The following is a 15407-nucleotide window of genomic DNA, read 5'->3' on the forward strand; positions in this document are numbered from 1 at the left end:
CTCGACTTCTACAACACTGGCCGCCGACACACTGCGCTCGGCGGCCAGCCACCGATCAGTCGACTGTCACCAACGTCATGACCGAGTACATCTAGCGCCGGTCCAGCGTGGTGCCGGTCCGGCGTGGTGCCGGTCCGGCGTGGTGCCGGTCCGGCGCGTGTGTCCCGAACCGTTCACCGCCCCGCACCTCATCCCAGCCGCACCGCCAACGTCACCTCCGCCCCCACCCCCGTCGCGTCCGTCGTGACCGTCAGGCGGTCGGTGACCAGGTGGGCGAGCCAGAGGCCCCGGCCGGGGCAGGTGCCGGTGAGGCCGGGGAGGAGTTCTGGGATGGTGGGGGTGAAGCCGGGGCCGTTGTCGGTGATGCGGCACTCCAGTTCGTGGGGGAGGCGGCGGAGTTCGAGGCGGCCCTGGCCTCCGGCGTGTTCCACGGCATTGGCGGCGATCTCGCTGACCGCGAGCGTGAACTCGCCGAGCCGTACCCCGCCGAGCCCCGCCGCCGCGGCCGTGTCCTCCACCTGGGCGCGTACCTGGGGGAGGTTCTCTCCCGTGAAGTGGCGTTTCAGCAAGAGCGTTTCGGAGGTGTGGTCGGGGGCGTCCTCGCCACCGGTACCGCCGATCGTTCCCGCTCCGCTGTCCGTCTCCCCGCCCGGCATCACGGCCGCCTCCTCTCGATGGGTGTCGATGGGTACGGGCACGGGGCGCTGGGCGTCAAAGGCGAACCGCCGCACCGGGCCCACGCTAGCCGTGCTCGTCCGATGAGTACCCAGGAGATCGAGAGGACATCGTGACTGGTCGGAACCGTACGAATCCGACCGGAGCGTGATCGATTTCGCCCGACCTCGGCTGATCGGTTCGCAAGAAATTCGCAAGAAAGGCGCCGGCTCCCTCCCGCACGGTCTGGGAGGGAGCCGGCGTCCCGGAAGGACCGGCTACGTCAGCTCGACTCCACCCCCACCGTCAGCGACCCCGCGTACCCGGCCGTCGGCGAGCTGCCCAGGGCCGTCAGGGTGAGGAGGCCGGAGGCGGCGCCCCCTTCGTCGTAGATGGAGTCCTGGGCGAGGGTGGTGCGGGGGACCGTGTTGGCGGAGTACGGCGAGAGCGCCGCGACCCGGGTGGTGACGGCCTCGTCGAAGAAGAGCTGGCCGGTGTGGAGCTCCTGGCCGCCCGTGAACGAGCCGTCGGAGGTGAGCGTGACGTCCGTGTGCACCTTGAGGTGGATGTGGATGCACCGGCCCCGGTACCAGCCGGGGTAGACGGTCGTGATCCTCGCGACGCCGCCGGCGTTCGACAGCACGGCGCCGCGCAGGAACGTGCCGTTGTCGGGCTCGTCGTGGCCGTTGTTGCCGACGAAGCCGGAGTACTCGCCGAGGGCGTCGCAGTGCCAGATCTCGACCAGGGCGCCCGAGAGGGGGCGCAGGTGTCGTCGTCGACGACGGTGAGGGTGAGTTCGAGCGGGAAGCCGGTCTTGTCCTCGCTGACGTCGGCGCGGACGAGCTGTCCGTCGAGGTAGTAGGGGCCTTCGGTCATCTCCTTGGTGAGGGTGCAGACGGCCGCGGCGGCCACCGGAGCGGTGTTCCCGGTGTCGGCCGTGCGGGCTGTGGGGGCTTCAGGCGTGGCGGCGGCGCCCAAGGCCAGCGTGGCGGCTGTGGCGCCGGTGGCGATCAGCACGGTGCGGCGACCGATCGAAGTCGCCTCTGTTGCCTCTGGGGGCACTGAAGTGTCTGTCATGGACACGGCACCGTAGAAAGGGAAACTGTAGATCGGCTGTCAGTTCGGCAAAGTGATCTGCCGTCAAGTCCCTTGTGAGACAGGCGAGTTGGTTGAGTCGGTCGAACGGTGAGCCACCAGGTGGAGGGTGCGCGCCCGGACTACTCGGCCACCCTCGCGATCGACTCCAGTACCGTCTGCGGTTTCCCGTCCGGCGTCACCGCCGTGCCGATCCGCTCGCGGATCGCCGCGGCGACCTCCGACCAGTTGGTCTCCGCGACGGGATAGAGGCGGAGGTTCTGCAGGGTGTCGAGGCCGCTCCACAGGGACCGGTGGTTCTTGTCGGCGCGCATCGTGTCGGCGGCGGTCGTGGTGACGGGGAGCAACTCGTACTGGGCGGCCTGCTCGATCACGTACTTGTCGCTGTAGAGGAAGTCGAGGAACTGGCCGATGGCTTCGCGGTGGTCGTCGTTCCGGAAGGCGACCACCCAGTCCGCGGTGCCCATGGTGGGTGTCTCCTCGCCGTCACGGCTGGGCAGCGGCACGGCGCCGTAGGGCACGGAGTCGGAGGAGTCCTTGATCTGGCGGATCAGCGACAGCGGGGCGTTGACCATGGCCGCGTCACCGGTGAGGAACGCGTCGACGGCCGCGCGCCGGTTCAGCTCGCCGGGTGCGACCGGGCCGGTGAGACCCTCACCGACGAGGTTCTCCTTCAGCCAGGTCAGCGTGGCCACATTGGCGGCGGAGGCGATGTCGTAGCTGTTGGTGGAGTCGGTGTAGCCGCCGTCGCCCGCCAGCAGCCACATCAGCGTCTCGGCCTCCGCCTCCTCCGGGCCGAGCGGCACGGCGATCGGGTACTTCACACCCAGCGCCTTCAACGCCCGTGCGTCCTCGACGAGTTCGTCCCAGGACTTCGGCGGCTCCAGCCCCGCCCGCGCGAACAGGTCCTTGTTGTAGTAGAGCAGCCGGGTGCTCGCGGTGAACGGCAGACCGTACTGCGCCCGGTCCATCTCGCCGGCGTTCGCGAGACTCCGTACGAAGGAGGCCTGGACCGGCACCGACAGCACCTCGTCCGCGCTGTAGAGGAGGTCCCGCGCGGCGTACTCGGAGTAGCTGTCCGTCTGCACGATGTCGGGTGCCTCGCCCCGCTCGACCAGCTCGGCGACCTTCTCGTCCACCTCGTCCGGGGCGTGGACCTCGATGTCCACGTCGATGCCCGGGTGCTCGGAGCCGAAGGCCAGGGCGACCCGGTCCCAGTAGCCCTCGGAGTTCTTGCGGACGCTGTCGCCGTAGTTGGTCGCGATGACCTTCAGGGAGACCGTCCCCGACTCCGCGGCCGTGTCCCCACCGCAGCCGGACAGCCCCGCGGCGAGTCCCAGCGCGGCCGTGGCCGCCACGATCGTCCGGGCCTTGCGGCTCGTCCGGGCCTTGCGAGACACGGTCCACCCACTTCCAGCTGCCGGCCGAACCTGAGACGCGCGAGTACAGGGTGCACGGGAGTGCAGGGGCACGGGCCTCGCTCGCACGCGTATGCGATGAGCTTGATCGTATGGCGCACACCGGTGCGGTACGGGGCCGTGGCGTTGCGTTTTGGTTCCGACGGGGTGAAGACGTGACCGGGAGCGACCCGGGATGCCCCGCCGACGGCAGTAAGTACGGAAACGCCGCCCCTGCCGTTCACTTCACCGGATGCGGCCGGGTATGCGGCCGGGCATGCGGCCCGGTCTACGGGATGACCACGGGGTGAACCCCGGGATTCCCGGGGGAGTACCCGGGATGAAACCGGCCCGGTGCGCGTTCCGGAGGGCCTTTCGGTACAACCCGCGCTTCCGGAGCACTGTCATAACGGGTACTCATCCCAACGCTCGGAAACGGGGTCTCCGGCATGGCCACCTACAGACTGCCCGCGCACAGAGCCATTACCGCCGCCACGGCCGCCACCGCCCTCACCCTCGCCCTGGGCGGCGCCCTCCTCACCGCCCCCCTCGCCCAGGCCGCGCCCGCGCCCACCGCCTCCCTCGTCCACGACCAGGGCGAGCTCTGGTTCAAGGCCGCGCCCGGGCAGGCGAACCGGCTGACGGTGTCGGCGAAGATCGTGGAACGGACGGAGTGGGAGGCGGACTATGTGCTGACCTTCAACGACCGGTACGCCATCACGCTCGCCGCGAAGGAGTGCACGTACCCGAAGCCGGCCGACCGTACCGTCGCCGAGTGCGCGGTCCCCGTCCCGATGGGCTCCGACGACTCCGACATCTACGACGTCAGCCTCGGCGACGGCGACGACACCGTCACGATCGCCGCCGCCAACTCCGCGTACGCAGCGATCTACGGCGGCAGCGGCAACGACATCCTCCTCGGCAACGGCTCCGTCGTGCTGTACGGCGAGAACGGCGACGACCGGACCGACGGCGGAGGCGGGGTCTGGGGCCTCGGTTCCTTCGGCGGGCGGGGCGACGACACGATGACCGGCTGCGCCTACGCCTGCCACGGCGGCGCCGACCACGACACCCTCACCGGCGGCGCCAACGAGGACGGCGACGCCAACGCCCTCTACGGCGACTCCGGCAACGACACCCTGCGCGGCCGGGCCGGCGACGACGTCCTCTACGGCGGCAAGGGCCACGACAAGCTGTACGGCGAGGCGGGCGACGACAAGCTCTACGGCAACAGCGGCAACGACACCCTGTACGGCGGCACGGGCAAGGACACCCTCTCCGGCGGGCCGGGCCGCAACAAGCTCCACCAGAACTGACGCCACCACGGCAGGGGAACAGCGCGACGCCCCCGACAGGCCCCGCAAGGGCGCCTGTGGGGGGGCGTTCGTGTCCTGCGGTCCGGTGGTGGGTGGTGGGCCGCCGGTACGGCCGGGATCAGCCCACCTGGTTGTACATCGCCCCCGCCGCCGGCCACCCCTGCGGCTCCTCCAGCGGCTCCGGCTGGGTACGGCCGCGTACCTGGGCCGCGGTCAGGCCCTGGGCGGCGCCGTTCACGCGGCGGCCCTGGGCGGCGGCCGCGAGGCCGGGCATGCCGGTCTGGGCGACGGGCTGGAGGCCGGGCGCCGGCATGCCGGCGGCCGGTGCGGCGGGCATCGGGGCGGGCATCGGGGCGGGCGTGGACATCGGGACCGGCGCGGGTATCGGAGCCGGAGCCGGTGTGGGTATCGGCATCGGGACCGGAGCCGGAGCGGGAGCGGGCGGCGGCGCCGGGGACGCGAACTGCATGGACGAGGCCGGCGCCGGGGCCGGCATGCTCATGGCCTGCGCGGCGAGGTTGTGCATCCCGGCGCCGCTGGTCTCGCCCATCAGCCGGTCCACGGCCGCCGTACCCGAGCTGTAGCTGGTCCCGGTGCTCAGCTCGGGTACGGCGGCTCCCCTCCTGGACCCGTAGAGAACCGACTCCAGGCCTGACACCAGGCGACGCACGTCCACCTGGGGCCGGACCACGAGTCGCAGGAAGCGACTGGACGAGCCGACCTTGTTGCCGCACTCGCGGACCAGGATCCGGTGTTCGGTGAGCAGCCGGTCACGGACCACGGTGCCCTCGGCGCCCACGGGCAGGCGCACGAAGAGGAAGTTCCCCTGCGACGGGTAGACCGTCAGCCCGGGGAGGGCGGAGAGCTGGCGGGCCATGTCCAGCCGGTCCCGGCGGACCTGGTGCAGACTCTCCATGTACTCGGCGCCGTGGTTCTTCAGCATGAACACCACGTGCTCGGCGAAGGAGTTGAGGTTCCACTTCGGCAGCATCGAGCGGACCTTGCCGGCCAGCGCCGGGTTGGCGACGAGATAGCCGAAGCGGATGCCGTGCAGGCCGAAGTTCTTGCCGAGGCTGCGCAGCACGACCACGTTGGGCCGCATGACCGCGTCCTGGACCGTGGACGGCTCGGACTCGGCGTCGGCGAACTCCAGGAACGACTCGTCGATGACGATCAGGTCCAGGTCGGCCATCGCGTCCATGAACTGCACCAGCGCGTGCCGGTGCAGGAAGCCGCCGTCGGGGTTGTTCGGGTTGCAGATGACGGCGACCCTGGTGCCGCGGGCGCGGATGAACTCGGCGTACTGCGCGAGGTCCAGGGCGAAGCCGCTGGACTCCTGCAGCGGGAACATGTCGACCCGCTTGCCGGTCTCCATCGGCTGGTCGGTCCAGCGGCCGAAGGTGGGGACGGGGACGGCGAGGGACTCACGGACCAGCAAGTGGTCGATCCAGGTGATGAGTTCGGTGGATCCGTTGCCCATCGCCACGCACTGCGGCGGCAGTTGGAGCAGGTTGCACAGCTCCGCCGTGATGGTGTCGGCACTGCTCGGGTAGTACGTGATGATGTCGCGCAGCTTGCTCGCCATGTCGTCGAACATGGCGGGGGTGGGGAAGTAGGGGTTGCAGGGGATACAGAAGTCCACCGGACCCACCCCGTCGCCGCCCTCACGTGTCAGCGCCGCCATCGAGGGGCTGTGCGCCGCAGTGCTGCGGAACAACGAGGTGACGTTGTCGGCCATGGAACCTCCGTAGGGGGCGGACCCGCTGGGGACGACCGGGTCCGACGACTAAGGGCGGCCCGGGCGGGGGAGCACGGGCCGCCCTTACATACGGAGGCTTGGGTGGCGCTGTTCAACCACTGAGAATTTGGTAGGAAACTGTGAGCACGCTGTGAAGACGCGAGGTCAGTCGAAGGTGTGGACCGTCGTCGAGCGGTACGTCTCCCCAGGTCGCAGCACCGTCGACGGGTACGACGGCTTGTTGGGCGAGTCGGGGAAGGCCTGCGTCTCCAGGCACAGCGCGTCCCCCTGCCGGTAGATCCTCCCGGAGGGTCCCACGAGCGTGCCGTCGAGGAAGTTCCCGGAGTAGAACTGCAGCCCCGGCTCGGTCGTGGAGATCGTCAGCGTACGGCCGGACGCCGGGTCGGTGAGCGTGGCGGCCCACTGCGGCTCCGCCGTGGCGCCCTTGTCGAGCACCCAGTTGTGGTCGAAGCCCTTGGCGTACAGCAGTTGCGGGTCGGCGGCGCGGATGTCCTCGGCGATCGTCTTGCCCGAGCGGAAGTCGAAGGGGGTGCCCTCGACCCCGGCCGGCTCACCGGTGGGGATGAGGCCGGAGTCGACGGGGGTGTAGCGGCCGGCGGCGATCGTCAGCCGGTGGTCGCCGACCGAGCCGCTGCCCTCGCCCGCGAGGTTCCAGTACACGTGGCTCGTGAGGTTGACGACGGTGGCCCTGTCGGTGGTGGCCTCGTAGTCGATGCGCCACTCGCCCCGCGAGGTGAGCGTGTACGTCACCTTCACGTCGAGCGTGCCCGGGTAGCCCATGTCCCCGTCGGCGCTCGTGTGGGTCAGGTACAGCCCGACGTCCGAGTCCCGCTCGAACGGCTCGACCTCCCACACCACCTTGTCGAAGCCGCCGGCGCCGCCGTGCAGACTGTTGGCGCCGTCGTTGACGGACAGCTCGTACGTCACGCCGTCCAGCGTGAAGCGGCCCTCGCCGAGGCGGTTGCCGTAACGGCCGATCAGCGCTCCGAAGTACGGGGAGTCGGCGACGTACTCCTCGATGGTGTCGAAGCCGAGGGAGACGTTGGCGTACCGGCCCTCGGTGTCCGGGACCTCCAGTGACTGCACGATCCCGCCGTACGACAGGACCTTCAGCCTCGTCCCGCCGTTCTCCAGCGACCAGCGGTGGATCTCGGTCCCGTCGGCGAGCTTGCCGAAGAGTTCCTTCACGGGTGACGCCCCACTTTCATGAAAAAAAGGGGGCCCCGCCCTTCGGCGGGACCCCCTTCCGGTGTGTCAGGAGCCGCTCTTGCGCTTGTTCCACACGTCGAATCCGACGGCGGCCAGCAGGGCCAGGCCCTTGATGACCTGCTGCCAGTCGGTGCCGATGCTGAGGAGGTTCATGCCGTTGTTCAGCACACCGAGGACGAGACCACCGATGATCGCGCCGAGGACGGTGCCGACACCGCCGCTCATGGACGCGCCGCCGATGAACGCCGAGGCGATCGCCTCCAGCTCGTAGCTCAGACCCGCCTTCGGCGAGGCCGCGTTGAGCCGGGCGGCGATCGCCAGACCCGCCAGGGCCGCGAGCACGCCCATGTTGACGAAGACCAGGAAGGTGACCTTCTTGTCCTTCACACCGGAGAGCTTCGCGGCCGGCAGGTTGCCGCCGATCGCGTAGATGTGCCGGCCGAAGACGGAGTTGCGCATCACATAGCCGTAGCCGACCACCAGCGCGCCCAGGACCAGCAGGATGATCGGCGCGCCCCGGAAGCTGGCGAGCAGCATCGTGACCGTGAGGAGCGCGGCCGAGATGGCGACCAGCTTGAGCACGAAGATGTTGCGCGGCGCCACCTCGAGGGCGAACTCCTGCTGGCGCTTGCGGTCACGCATTTCCTGGATGACCACGAAGGCGATCAGCGTGAAGCCCAGCAGCAGTGTGATGTTGTGGTAGTTCGTGGTGGGGCCGACCTCGGGCAGGAAGCCGTTGCCCATCTTCTCCAGCCCCTTGGGGAAGGGGCCGAGGGTCTGACCCTCCAGGAGGATCTCGGTCACACCGCGGAAGACGAGCATTCCGGCGAGGGTGACGATGAACGACGGTATGCCGAGATACGCGATGAAGAACCCTTGTGCCGCGCCCGCGACCGCGCCCGCCACCAGACAGAGGACCACGGCGAGCGGCCAGGGCACGTCGTGTTGCACCGTCAGCACGGCCGCGAACGCGCCCACGAAGGCCGTGAGCGAACCGACCGACAGGTCGATGTGGCCCGCGACGATCACCAGCATCATGCCGATCGCGAGGATCAGGATGTAGCTGTTCTGGAGAACCAGGTTGGAGACGTTGCGCGGCAGCAGCAGGTCGCCGCCGGTCAGGATCGCGAAGAAGGCGACGATCAGGCCGAGGGCGATCAGCATGCCGTACTGACGCATGTTGCGGCGCATGCCGTCCAGCATCAGCTGCAACAGGCCGCCGCCCGTGGCCGATCCGGTGCCGCCCGGCGGCGCCGGGGCCGGGCTCTTGGCGGTCACATCCGTGCTCATCGGGTTACCTCTTTGTCCTTCGTCATCTGGCGCATCAGCGATTCCTGCGTGGCCTCGGCACGCGAGAACTCGCCTGTCAGCCGTCCCGCCGCCATGGTGTAGATGCGGTCGCACATCCCGAGGAGCTCCGGCAGCTCCGAGGAGATGAAGACGACCGCCTTGCCCTCAGCGGCAAGCTTGTCGATGACCGTGTAGATCTCGTACTTGGCGCCGACGTCGATACCGCGCGTCGGCTCGTCCAGGATCAGCACGTCCGGACCGGCGAAGATCCACTTGCTGAGGACGACCTTCTGCTGGTTGCCGCCGGACAACTTGCCCACCGGCTCGAACACCGTCGGTGCCTTGATGTTCATGGTCTTGCGGTAGCGCTCGGCGACCTGGCGTTCCTCGTGCTCGTCGACGACGCCCCGCTTGGCGACCTTGTTCAGGGCGGTCAGCGAGATGTTCCGGTTGATCGTGTCGATCAGGTTCAGGCCGTAGTGCTTGCGGTCCTCGGTGACGTAGGCGATGCCGTGCTTGACCGCCTCGGCCACCGACTTCGTGCGGATCTCGGTGCCGTCCTTGAGGACCGTGCCGCCCGCGTAGCGGCCGTAGGTCCGGCCGAAGACGCTCATCGCGAGCTCCGTGCGGCCGGCGCCCATCAGGCCCGCGATCCCGACGATCTCCCCGCGCCGCACGTTGATCGACACGTTGTCGACGACCTTGCGCTGCTGGTCGATGGGGTGGAGCACGGTCCAGTCGCGGATCTCCAGGGCCGGTGCCGTGCCCACCTCCGTCTCGTGCGGGGTGCGCTCGGGGAAGCGGTTGTCGAGGTCGCGGCCCACCATGCCGCTGATGATCCGGTCCTCGGTGGTCTCCGCGGCCTTCACATCGAGGGTCTCGATCGACTTCCCGTCGCGGATGATCGTCACCGAGTCGGCGACCTTGCGGATCTCGTTGAGCTTGTGGGAAATGATGATCGAGGTGATGCCCTGCTTCTTCAACTCCAGGATCAGATCGAGGAGTTTGCCGCTGTCCTCGTCGTTCAGGGCGGCGGTCGGCTCGTCCAGGATGAGCAGCTTCACCCTCTTGGACAGCGCCTTGGCGATCTCCACCAGCTGCTGCTTGCCCACACCGATGTCGGTGACCCGGGTCTCCGGGTGGTCGTCGAGACCGACCCGGCGCAGCAGTTGGCTCGCGTGCCGCAGGGTCTCCCGCCAGTCGATGAACCCGCCCTTGGCGTGCTCGTTGCCGAGGAAGATGTTCTCCGCCAGGGAGAGGTACGGCGACAGCGCCAGCTCCTGGTGGATGATGACGATGCCGCGCTGCTCGCTCGCGCGGATGTCCTTGAAGTTGCAGACCTCTCCCTCGAAGAGGATCTCGCCCTCGTAGCTGCCGTGCGGATGGACGCCGGAGAGCACCTTCATCAAGGTGGACTTTCCGGCGCCGTTCTCACCGCAGATGGCGTGGACCTCGCCTTGGCGGACGGTCAGGGTGACGTCCGACAGCGCCTTGACGCCGGGAAAGGTCTTGACGATCGAGCGCATTTCCAGGACGGGTCCCGCCATGGTCGTGCCTTCCAATCAGTTGGTGCCGGCGGTTACTTGAGGTCGCCGGCCTTGATGTAGCCGGAGTCGACGACGACCTTCTGGTAGTTGCTCTTGTCGACGGCGACCGGCTCGAGGAGGTACGCCGGGACGACCTTGGAACCGTTGTCGTAGGTCTCGGTGTCGTTGGTCTCGGGCTTCTTGTCGTTCAGCAGCGCGTCGACCATGTTCGAGGCCACCTTGGCGAGTTCGCGGGTGTCCTTGTAGACGGTCATCGACTGCTCGTCCGCGATGATCGACTTCACGGAGCCGACCTCGGCGTCCTGGCCGGTGACGATCGGCAGCGGCTTGTCCTTGGAGCCGTAGCCGTCGGACTTCAGCGCCGAGAGGATGCCGATGGAGATGCCGTCGTACGGCGAGAGGACGGCGTCGACCTTGCCGCTCTTGTAGTCCTTGGTGAGGATGTCGTCCATGCGGCGCTGGGCGGTGGCGCCGTCCCAGCGCAGCGTGGTGACCTTGGTGATCTCGGTCTCGCCGGACTTCACGACCAGCTGCTTCTTGTCGATGTACGGCTTGAGGACGTTCATCGCGCCGTTGAAGAAGTAGCGGGTGTTGTTGTCGTCGTTGGAGCCGGCGAACAGCTCGATGTTGAACGGGCCCTTCTTGGAGCCGTCCTTGAGGCCGAGCTTCTCGACGATGTAGTTGCCCTGGAGCTCGCCGACCTTCTCGTTGTCGAAGGAGGCGTAGTAGTCGACGTTCTCGGTGCCGAGGATCAGGCGGTCGTAGGAGATGACCGGGATGTTGGCGTCCTTGGCCTGCTGGAGCACGTTGTTCATCGACTTGTTGTCGATCGCCGCGACGATCAGGGCCTTCACGCCCTGCGTGATCATGTTCTCGATCTGGGAGACCTGCTTGGCGGGGTCGTCCTCGCCGAAGACCAGCTGGGTCTTGTAGCCCTTGGACTTCAGGTTCGCGACCACGTTGTCGCCGTCGGCGATCCAGCGCTCGGAGGACTTGGTCGGCATCGAGATGCCGATGGTGGCGCCTTCGGTGCTGCCGGCCTCCTCCTTGCTGCCGCCCTCGCCGCTCTGGCCGCAGGCGGTCAGGGTGAGGGCGAGGGAGGCGGCGGAGGCTATCGCGGCGAGGGCGGCTCGGCGAGTGCGCATGATCATCATCCTTGATGTCTTGAAGGCTGAAACGTTCTGGCGGAGGACGGCACTTCATCAGCCGAAGGACGCCAGAGGAGATGTGGGGGATTGTGTGTGACTGCGTCTTCTTTTGTGAAGGCAGTTGTCCGGTTCGTTATGAGGGCGTTTCGCTGGGGGTACCGAAGCGCTTCAAATCGCCCGGCAGACGGGTGCCGAGCGGGGCCATGTCGCCGTCCGCCCCGTGCCGCGCGAGCAGGTCCAGAGCCAGCCGGCCGCGCCGGACGCGCTCCTTGGCCGTGGACAGGGTCAGGTCCCGCATGTGGTGCCCGTAGGGGTAGATCCCCGGGGCCTTCGACAGGCCGAACTTCAGGTACAGCGGCGCGCCGCGCCGGATCAGCTCGGCGACCTCGTACATGCGCACATAGCCGCCGAGGTCGTCGGGCGCCTCGATGTACATGTCCATGGGGGCGCCGGAGACCCGGCGGATCTCGGTGAGGTGGTCGAGGGTCAGATCGCTGGGCACGTTGATCGAGTCGCCGCCGAGGTTCTCGTACACGGCGTACGCGGTCGGGTTGACCGGACCGATCAGCGCCGACACCTTGAAGGTCGTGTCGGCCGGCAGGATGCCCGCGACCCGCGCCCGGTGCAGCGTCCACAGGACACCCTCGTCGGCGACGAGCAGGCACTTCACACCCAGCTCGGTCGCGCGGACGGCGTCCTCCACGCACCCGGCGACCGCGTCATGGCCCCGGGCGCGCAGGCCGGCGCCCTTGGAGTCGGTCCGGGTGGAGGCGCCGATGTCCCAGGTGCCGCGGGGGCCGGTGAACAGGCAGAGCTCGATGTCGCGCTCGGCCGTGGCCTCCACCATCTCGGTGATCTCGGCGTCGGTGAGCATCCAGATGCCGCTGCCCTGGCTGATCCGGTGGATCGGCACATCGAGCCGCGAGGACTCCTTGAGGACCACGGCGAGCGCCTCGGGCCCCTCGACGGAGGGCACCTCGGTGCGCCAGCGGCCACCGCCGGGGAAGGTGTGCGGGGAGGCGTCGGAAGGGTCGAGGGCGGGTGCGCTCAGCCCGAGCGCGGCGAGGGCCTGCTCGCCGGGTCGGCGCGGCGCCGGTGCGGTGGTGTCGGTCACAAGCTGTCCTTCAGGTTCGATATTTCGGACGAAGTTCGCGGCTCTTGGTGCACAAAGCTCTTGGGTGTACGCCGGTACGCAGTCGTCAGGTACCCCGTACCGGCGTACGGCTCAGGGGTGTGTCATGGCCGCAGCAGGACCTTTCCGACCGTCGGGTCGCCGGACCCCACCAGCTCGATGGCCTGCGGGAACTCCTCCAGCGGCAGCTCGTGCGTGACGAGAGGCAGCGGATCGAGGAGCCCGGCCCCGAAGACCCGCACCGTGTGCGCCCAGGCGTCCGGCGCCGCGCCGAACACGGTCTGCACCTCCAGCTGCCGTACGACGAGATCCGTCGGGTCGAGCCCGTCCGCGCCCGGCGCAGGGATGCCCGTCAGGATCAGCCGCCCACCGCGCCGCAGCAGGGCGGCGGCGGTGCGCGCCGCGTCCGCGGACCCGGCCGTCTCGATGACGACGTCGAAGTCGTCGGGGAGCTCCTGGTCCTTGGTCCGGAAGTCCGTGGCGCCGAAACGCTTCGACAGCTCCGCCCGGTCGGGGCGGGTGCCCACGACGAGCAGCTCGGCCGGGGATGCCGCCTTCAGGAACTGAACGGCGAACATGCCGAGGGTTCCGGTGCCCACGACGGCGACCCGCTCACCCGGGACGGCCCTCGCCTTGAGCGCGGCGGCCGCGATGCACGCGGCCGGCTCCAGCAGCGCCGCCGCCGTCAGATCCGCGTCGTCCGGAAGAACGTGCAGCAGACGGGCGGGAAGGGTGAGTGTGGTGGCCATCGCGCCCGGCTGGGTGAAGCCGGTCTCCTCGTACCCCGCCGTGCACAGGGTGGTCTCGCCCGCGTGGCAGCGGTCGCACACCTGGCAGTTCCTGAAACCCTCGCCAACGACCTTGCGGCCGACAAGAGTTGAAGGCACCCCGTCGCCGACCGCCGTCACCGTTCCGGACCACTCGTGGCCCGGGGTGAGGGGGTAGCGGACGTATCCCTCGGGCCGGTTGCCCTGGAAGACCTCGCGGTCGCTGCCGCAGATCCCGGACGCGTGCACGCGGACCAGGGCCTCGCCGGCCTCCGGCTGCCGGGGCTCGTGCGGGACCAGCCGGTGCTCGCCGGGCGCCTCGATGACGACGGCGGCGGCGGCCGGGTCGGGCGTGGCGGTCACTGGGTCCCCTTGGGCTTGCGCTGCTCCCAGCCCTCGGCCCACAGGTCGAAGCGGGCCTGCTGCTGCGGGAACTCCGCCGCCGCGTCCACGTCCAGCTCGACACCGAGACCGGGCTCGTGGGAGAGGTGGAAGCAGCCGTCCTCGGGGTTCACGTAGGGGGCGCCCTTGATGACCTTCTTGATGTCCGCGTCCGCGAAGTCGTTGAAGTGTTCGAGGATCTTGAAGTTGGGGGCCGTGAAGCCGACCTGGAGGGAGGCGGCGGTGAGCACCGGGCCACCCACGTTGTGCGGCGCGACCAGCATGTAGTGGGTCTCGGCGGTGGCGGCCAGCTTGCGGGTCTCCCAGATGCCGCCGATGTGGCCGACGTCGGGCTGGATGATGTCGACGGCCTGGCTCTCGAAGAGCTCCCGGAACTCGATCCGGTCGTGGATGCGCTCACCCGTGGCGACCGGCATGTCGACCTTGGCGGCGACCTTCTCCAGCGCCTTCAGGTTCTCCGGCGGCACCGGCTCCTCCAGCCACGCGGGCTTGAAGGGCGCCAGGTCCTTGGCGAGGCGGACGGCTGTCGCGGGGGAGAACCGGCCGTGCATCTCCAGCATCAGCTCGGCGTCCGGCCCGATGGCGTCGCGCACGGCCTCGATCAGCGAGACGGCGTACAGGCTCTGCTCGTTGTCCAGCTCGAAGTGGCCGGTACCGAACGGGTCGATCTTGAGCGCCTTGTACCCGCGCTCCATGACCCCGCGCGCCGCCTTGTGGTACGCCTCGGGCGTGCGCTCCGTGGTGTACCAGCCGTTGGCGTACGCCTTGACCTTGTCGGTGACCTTGCCGCCGAGCAGCTGCCACACGGGGACGCCGAGGGCCTTGCCCTTGATGTCCCAGCAGGCCATCTCGATCACGGCGATGCCGGACATCACGATCTCGCCGGCCCGGCCGTAGTCGCCGTACTTCATCCGCTTGACGAGATCCTCGACGGCGAACGGGTCCGACCCGAGAATGTGGTTGGTCTTCGCCTCGTGCAGATAGCCCAGCAGCGCGTCGGTGTGGCCCAGCATGCGGGTCTCGCCGACTCCGGTGAGCCCCTCGTCGGTGTGCACCTGCACGTAGGTCAGGTTCCGCCACGGCGTTCCTACCACGTGTGTGCTGATTCCCGTGATGCGCACGGCACTCCCTGTCCTTTTCGAGGTTGTTCGATATTTCGTCAGGTGTTCGAAATGCTGGTCGCGACAGTAAGGACGACCGGTCGGGGTGTCAATGGGGCGACGCGATAACGGTTTTGGGTCGATGGGCGGAATGGTGACAAGCGGGCGGAAAATGCCCCTGCTCAAGGCCTGGAGAGTGGCATCCATTGTGCGCGTGGTGACCCGGATGTTGGGCCTGTCCACAGCGGATGCCGGGTGGCGACGGCGCGGCGGGCGGTCTTCGTGGGGCGCGTGTCGACCGACCGTTTCCGGCCATGGTGGCATGGGTCGGGCGGTGGTCGGTTTGAACGCTCCGAACTGCCGAAAGGCTGCCCTGGCAGGCCGATCGGCCCTTGTGCTGCCCCGGTCCGGGGCGGCGGGGCGGCCCGCGTCAACGTGTTCGGGCCAAGGGGCTGTTCCCGGCCGGGGCGCGCCCCGGAGGAGGCCGTCTTCACGACACTCGGCTACCGGCGCGTTATTCAACCGTGACGACCGACCTTGCGCAGCCCTCTTGACCGCCCTGAATTGTTAGCGCTCACAATGTCCCCGCAC

General features: G+C 68.9%; 10 protein-coding genes and 2 pseudogenes. 1 reads left to right on the forward strand and 11 read right to left on the reverse strand.

Features of this window, described 5'->3' with window-relative positions:
• Positions 1-188: 188 nt before the first annotated feature.
• From ACWD26_RS41990 to ACWD26_RS42000, 3 genes and pseudogenes are all read right to left on the reverse strand, one after another.
• Positions 189-656 (reverse strand): ATP-binding protein, encoded by a 468-nt coding sequence (locus ACWD26_RS41990; RefSeq protein WP_451278740.1) that lies wholly within the window; start codon positions 654-656, stop codon positions 189-191.
• A 281-nt stretch (positions 657-937) separates the two neighbouring features.
• Positions 938-1731: pseudogene (locus ACWD26_RS41995) on the reverse strand (intradiol ring-cleavage dioxygenase).
• 140 nt (positions 1732-1871) lie between these two features.
• Positions 1872-3149 carry an ABC transporter substrate-binding protein gene (locus tag ACWD26_RS42000; RefSeq protein WP_451278695.1) on the reverse strand — a complete coding sequence of 426 codons (1278 nt, stop codon included), beginning with the start codon at positions 3147-3149 and terminating at the stop codon, positions 1872-1874.
• A 446-nt stretch (positions 3150-3595) separates the two neighbouring features.
• On the opposite strand from ACWD26_RS42000, the gene ACWD26_RS42005 reads away from it, so the two are divergent.
• On the forward strand, positions 3596-4462 hold the full coding sequence (locus tag ACWD26_RS42005; RefSeq protein WP_451278697.1) for a calcium-binding protein: 867 nt from the start codon (positions 3596-3598) through the stop codon (positions 4460-4462).
• 118 nt (positions 4463-4580) lie between these two features.
• Here the strand turns inward: ACWD26_RS42005 and ACWD26_RS42010 are convergent, their stop codons facing one another.
• From ACWD26_RS42010 to ACWD26_RS42045, 8 genes and pseudogenes are all read right to left on the reverse strand, one after another.
• Positions 4581-6200: a pyridoxal phosphate-dependent aminotransferase gene (locus tag ACWD26_RS42010; protein ID WP_451278699.1), complete on the reverse strand. Its 1620-nt coding sequence runs from the start codon at positions 6198-6200 to the stop codon at positions 4581-4583.
• 165 nt (positions 6201-6365) lie between these two features.
• Positions 6366-7421, reverse strand: a pseudogene (locus ACWD26_RS42015) (aldose epimerase family protein); the annotation flags it as partial.
• A gap of 54 nt (positions 7422-7475) precedes the next feature.
• A complete protein-coding gene (gene mmsB, locus ACWD26_RS42020) occupies positions 7476-8720 on the reverse strand; it encodes a multiple monosaccharide ABC transporter permease (RefSeq protein WP_451278701.1) in 1245 nt (414 codons plus the stop codon).
• The gene (gene mmsA / locus ACWD26_RS42025; protein ID WP_451278703.1) at positions 8717-10267 is read right to left on the reverse strand and encodes a multiple monosaccharide ABC transporter ATP-binding protein; all 1551 of its coding nucleotides are present in this window, start codon (positions 10265-10267) and stop codon (positions 8717-8719) included. Before mmsA ends, mmsB begins: the two co-directional genes overlap by 4 nt.
• Positions 10268-10299: 32 nt before the next feature.
• Complete coding sequence (chvE, locus tag ACWD26_RS42030) at positions 10300-11412, reverse strand: multiple monosaccharide ABC transporter substrate-binding protein (RefSeq protein WP_451278705.1); 1113 nt, start codon at positions 11410-11412, stop codon at positions 10300-10302.
• 136 nt (positions 11413-11548) lie between these two features.
• On the reverse strand, positions 11549-12529 hold the full coding sequence (locus tag ACWD26_RS42035) for a hypothetical protein (protein WP_451278707.1): 981 nt from the start codon (positions 12527-12529) through the stop codon (positions 11549-11551).
• A gap of 122 nt (positions 12530-12651) precedes the next feature.
• Positions 12652-13677: a zinc-dependent alcohol dehydrogenase gene (locus ACWD26_RS42040; protein ID WP_451278709.1), complete on the reverse strand. Its 1026-nt coding sequence runs from the start codon at positions 13675-13677 to the stop codon at positions 12652-12654.
• Complete coding sequence (locus tag ACWD26_RS42045) at positions 13674-14837, reverse strand: mandelate racemase/muconate lactonizing enzyme family protein (RefSeq protein WP_451278711.1); 1164 nt, start codon at positions 14835-14837, stop codon at positions 13674-13676. Before ACWD26_RS42045 ends, ACWD26_RS42040 begins: the two co-directional genes overlap by 4 nt.
• Between the last annotated feature and the right edge of the window lie 570 nt (positions 14838-15407).

This window comes from Streptomyces sp. NPDC002787, from assembly GCF_053592095.1.

What these genes read in the sequence shown, in the direction of transcription:
- ACWD26_RS41990 (WP_451278740.1), bottom strand. Translation starts at nt 656, where the DNA reads ATGCCGGGCGGGGAGACGGACAGCGGAGCGGGAACGATCGGCGGTACC.
- ACWD26_RS42005 (WP_451278697.1), top strand. Translation starts at nt 3,596, where the DNA reads ATGGCCACCTACAGACTGCCCGCGCACAGAGCCATTACCGCCGCCACG.
- ACWD26_RS42010 (WP_451278699.1), bottom strand. Translation starts at nt 6,200, where the DNA reads ATGGCCGACAACGTCACCTCGTTGTTCCGCAGCACTGCGGCGCACAGC.
- mmsB (WP_451278701.1), bottom strand. Translation starts at nt 8,720, where the DNA reads ATGAGCACGGATGTGACCGCCAAGAGCCCGGCCCCGGCGCCGCCGGGC.
- mmsA (WP_451278703.1), bottom strand. Translation starts at nt 10,267, where the DNA reads ATGGCGGGACCCGTCCTGGAAATGCGCTCGATCGTCAAGACCTTTCCC.
- chvE (WP_451278705.1), bottom strand. Translation starts at nt 11,412, where the DNA reads ATGCGCACTCGCCGAGCCGCCCTCGCCGCGATAGCCTCCGCCGCCTCC.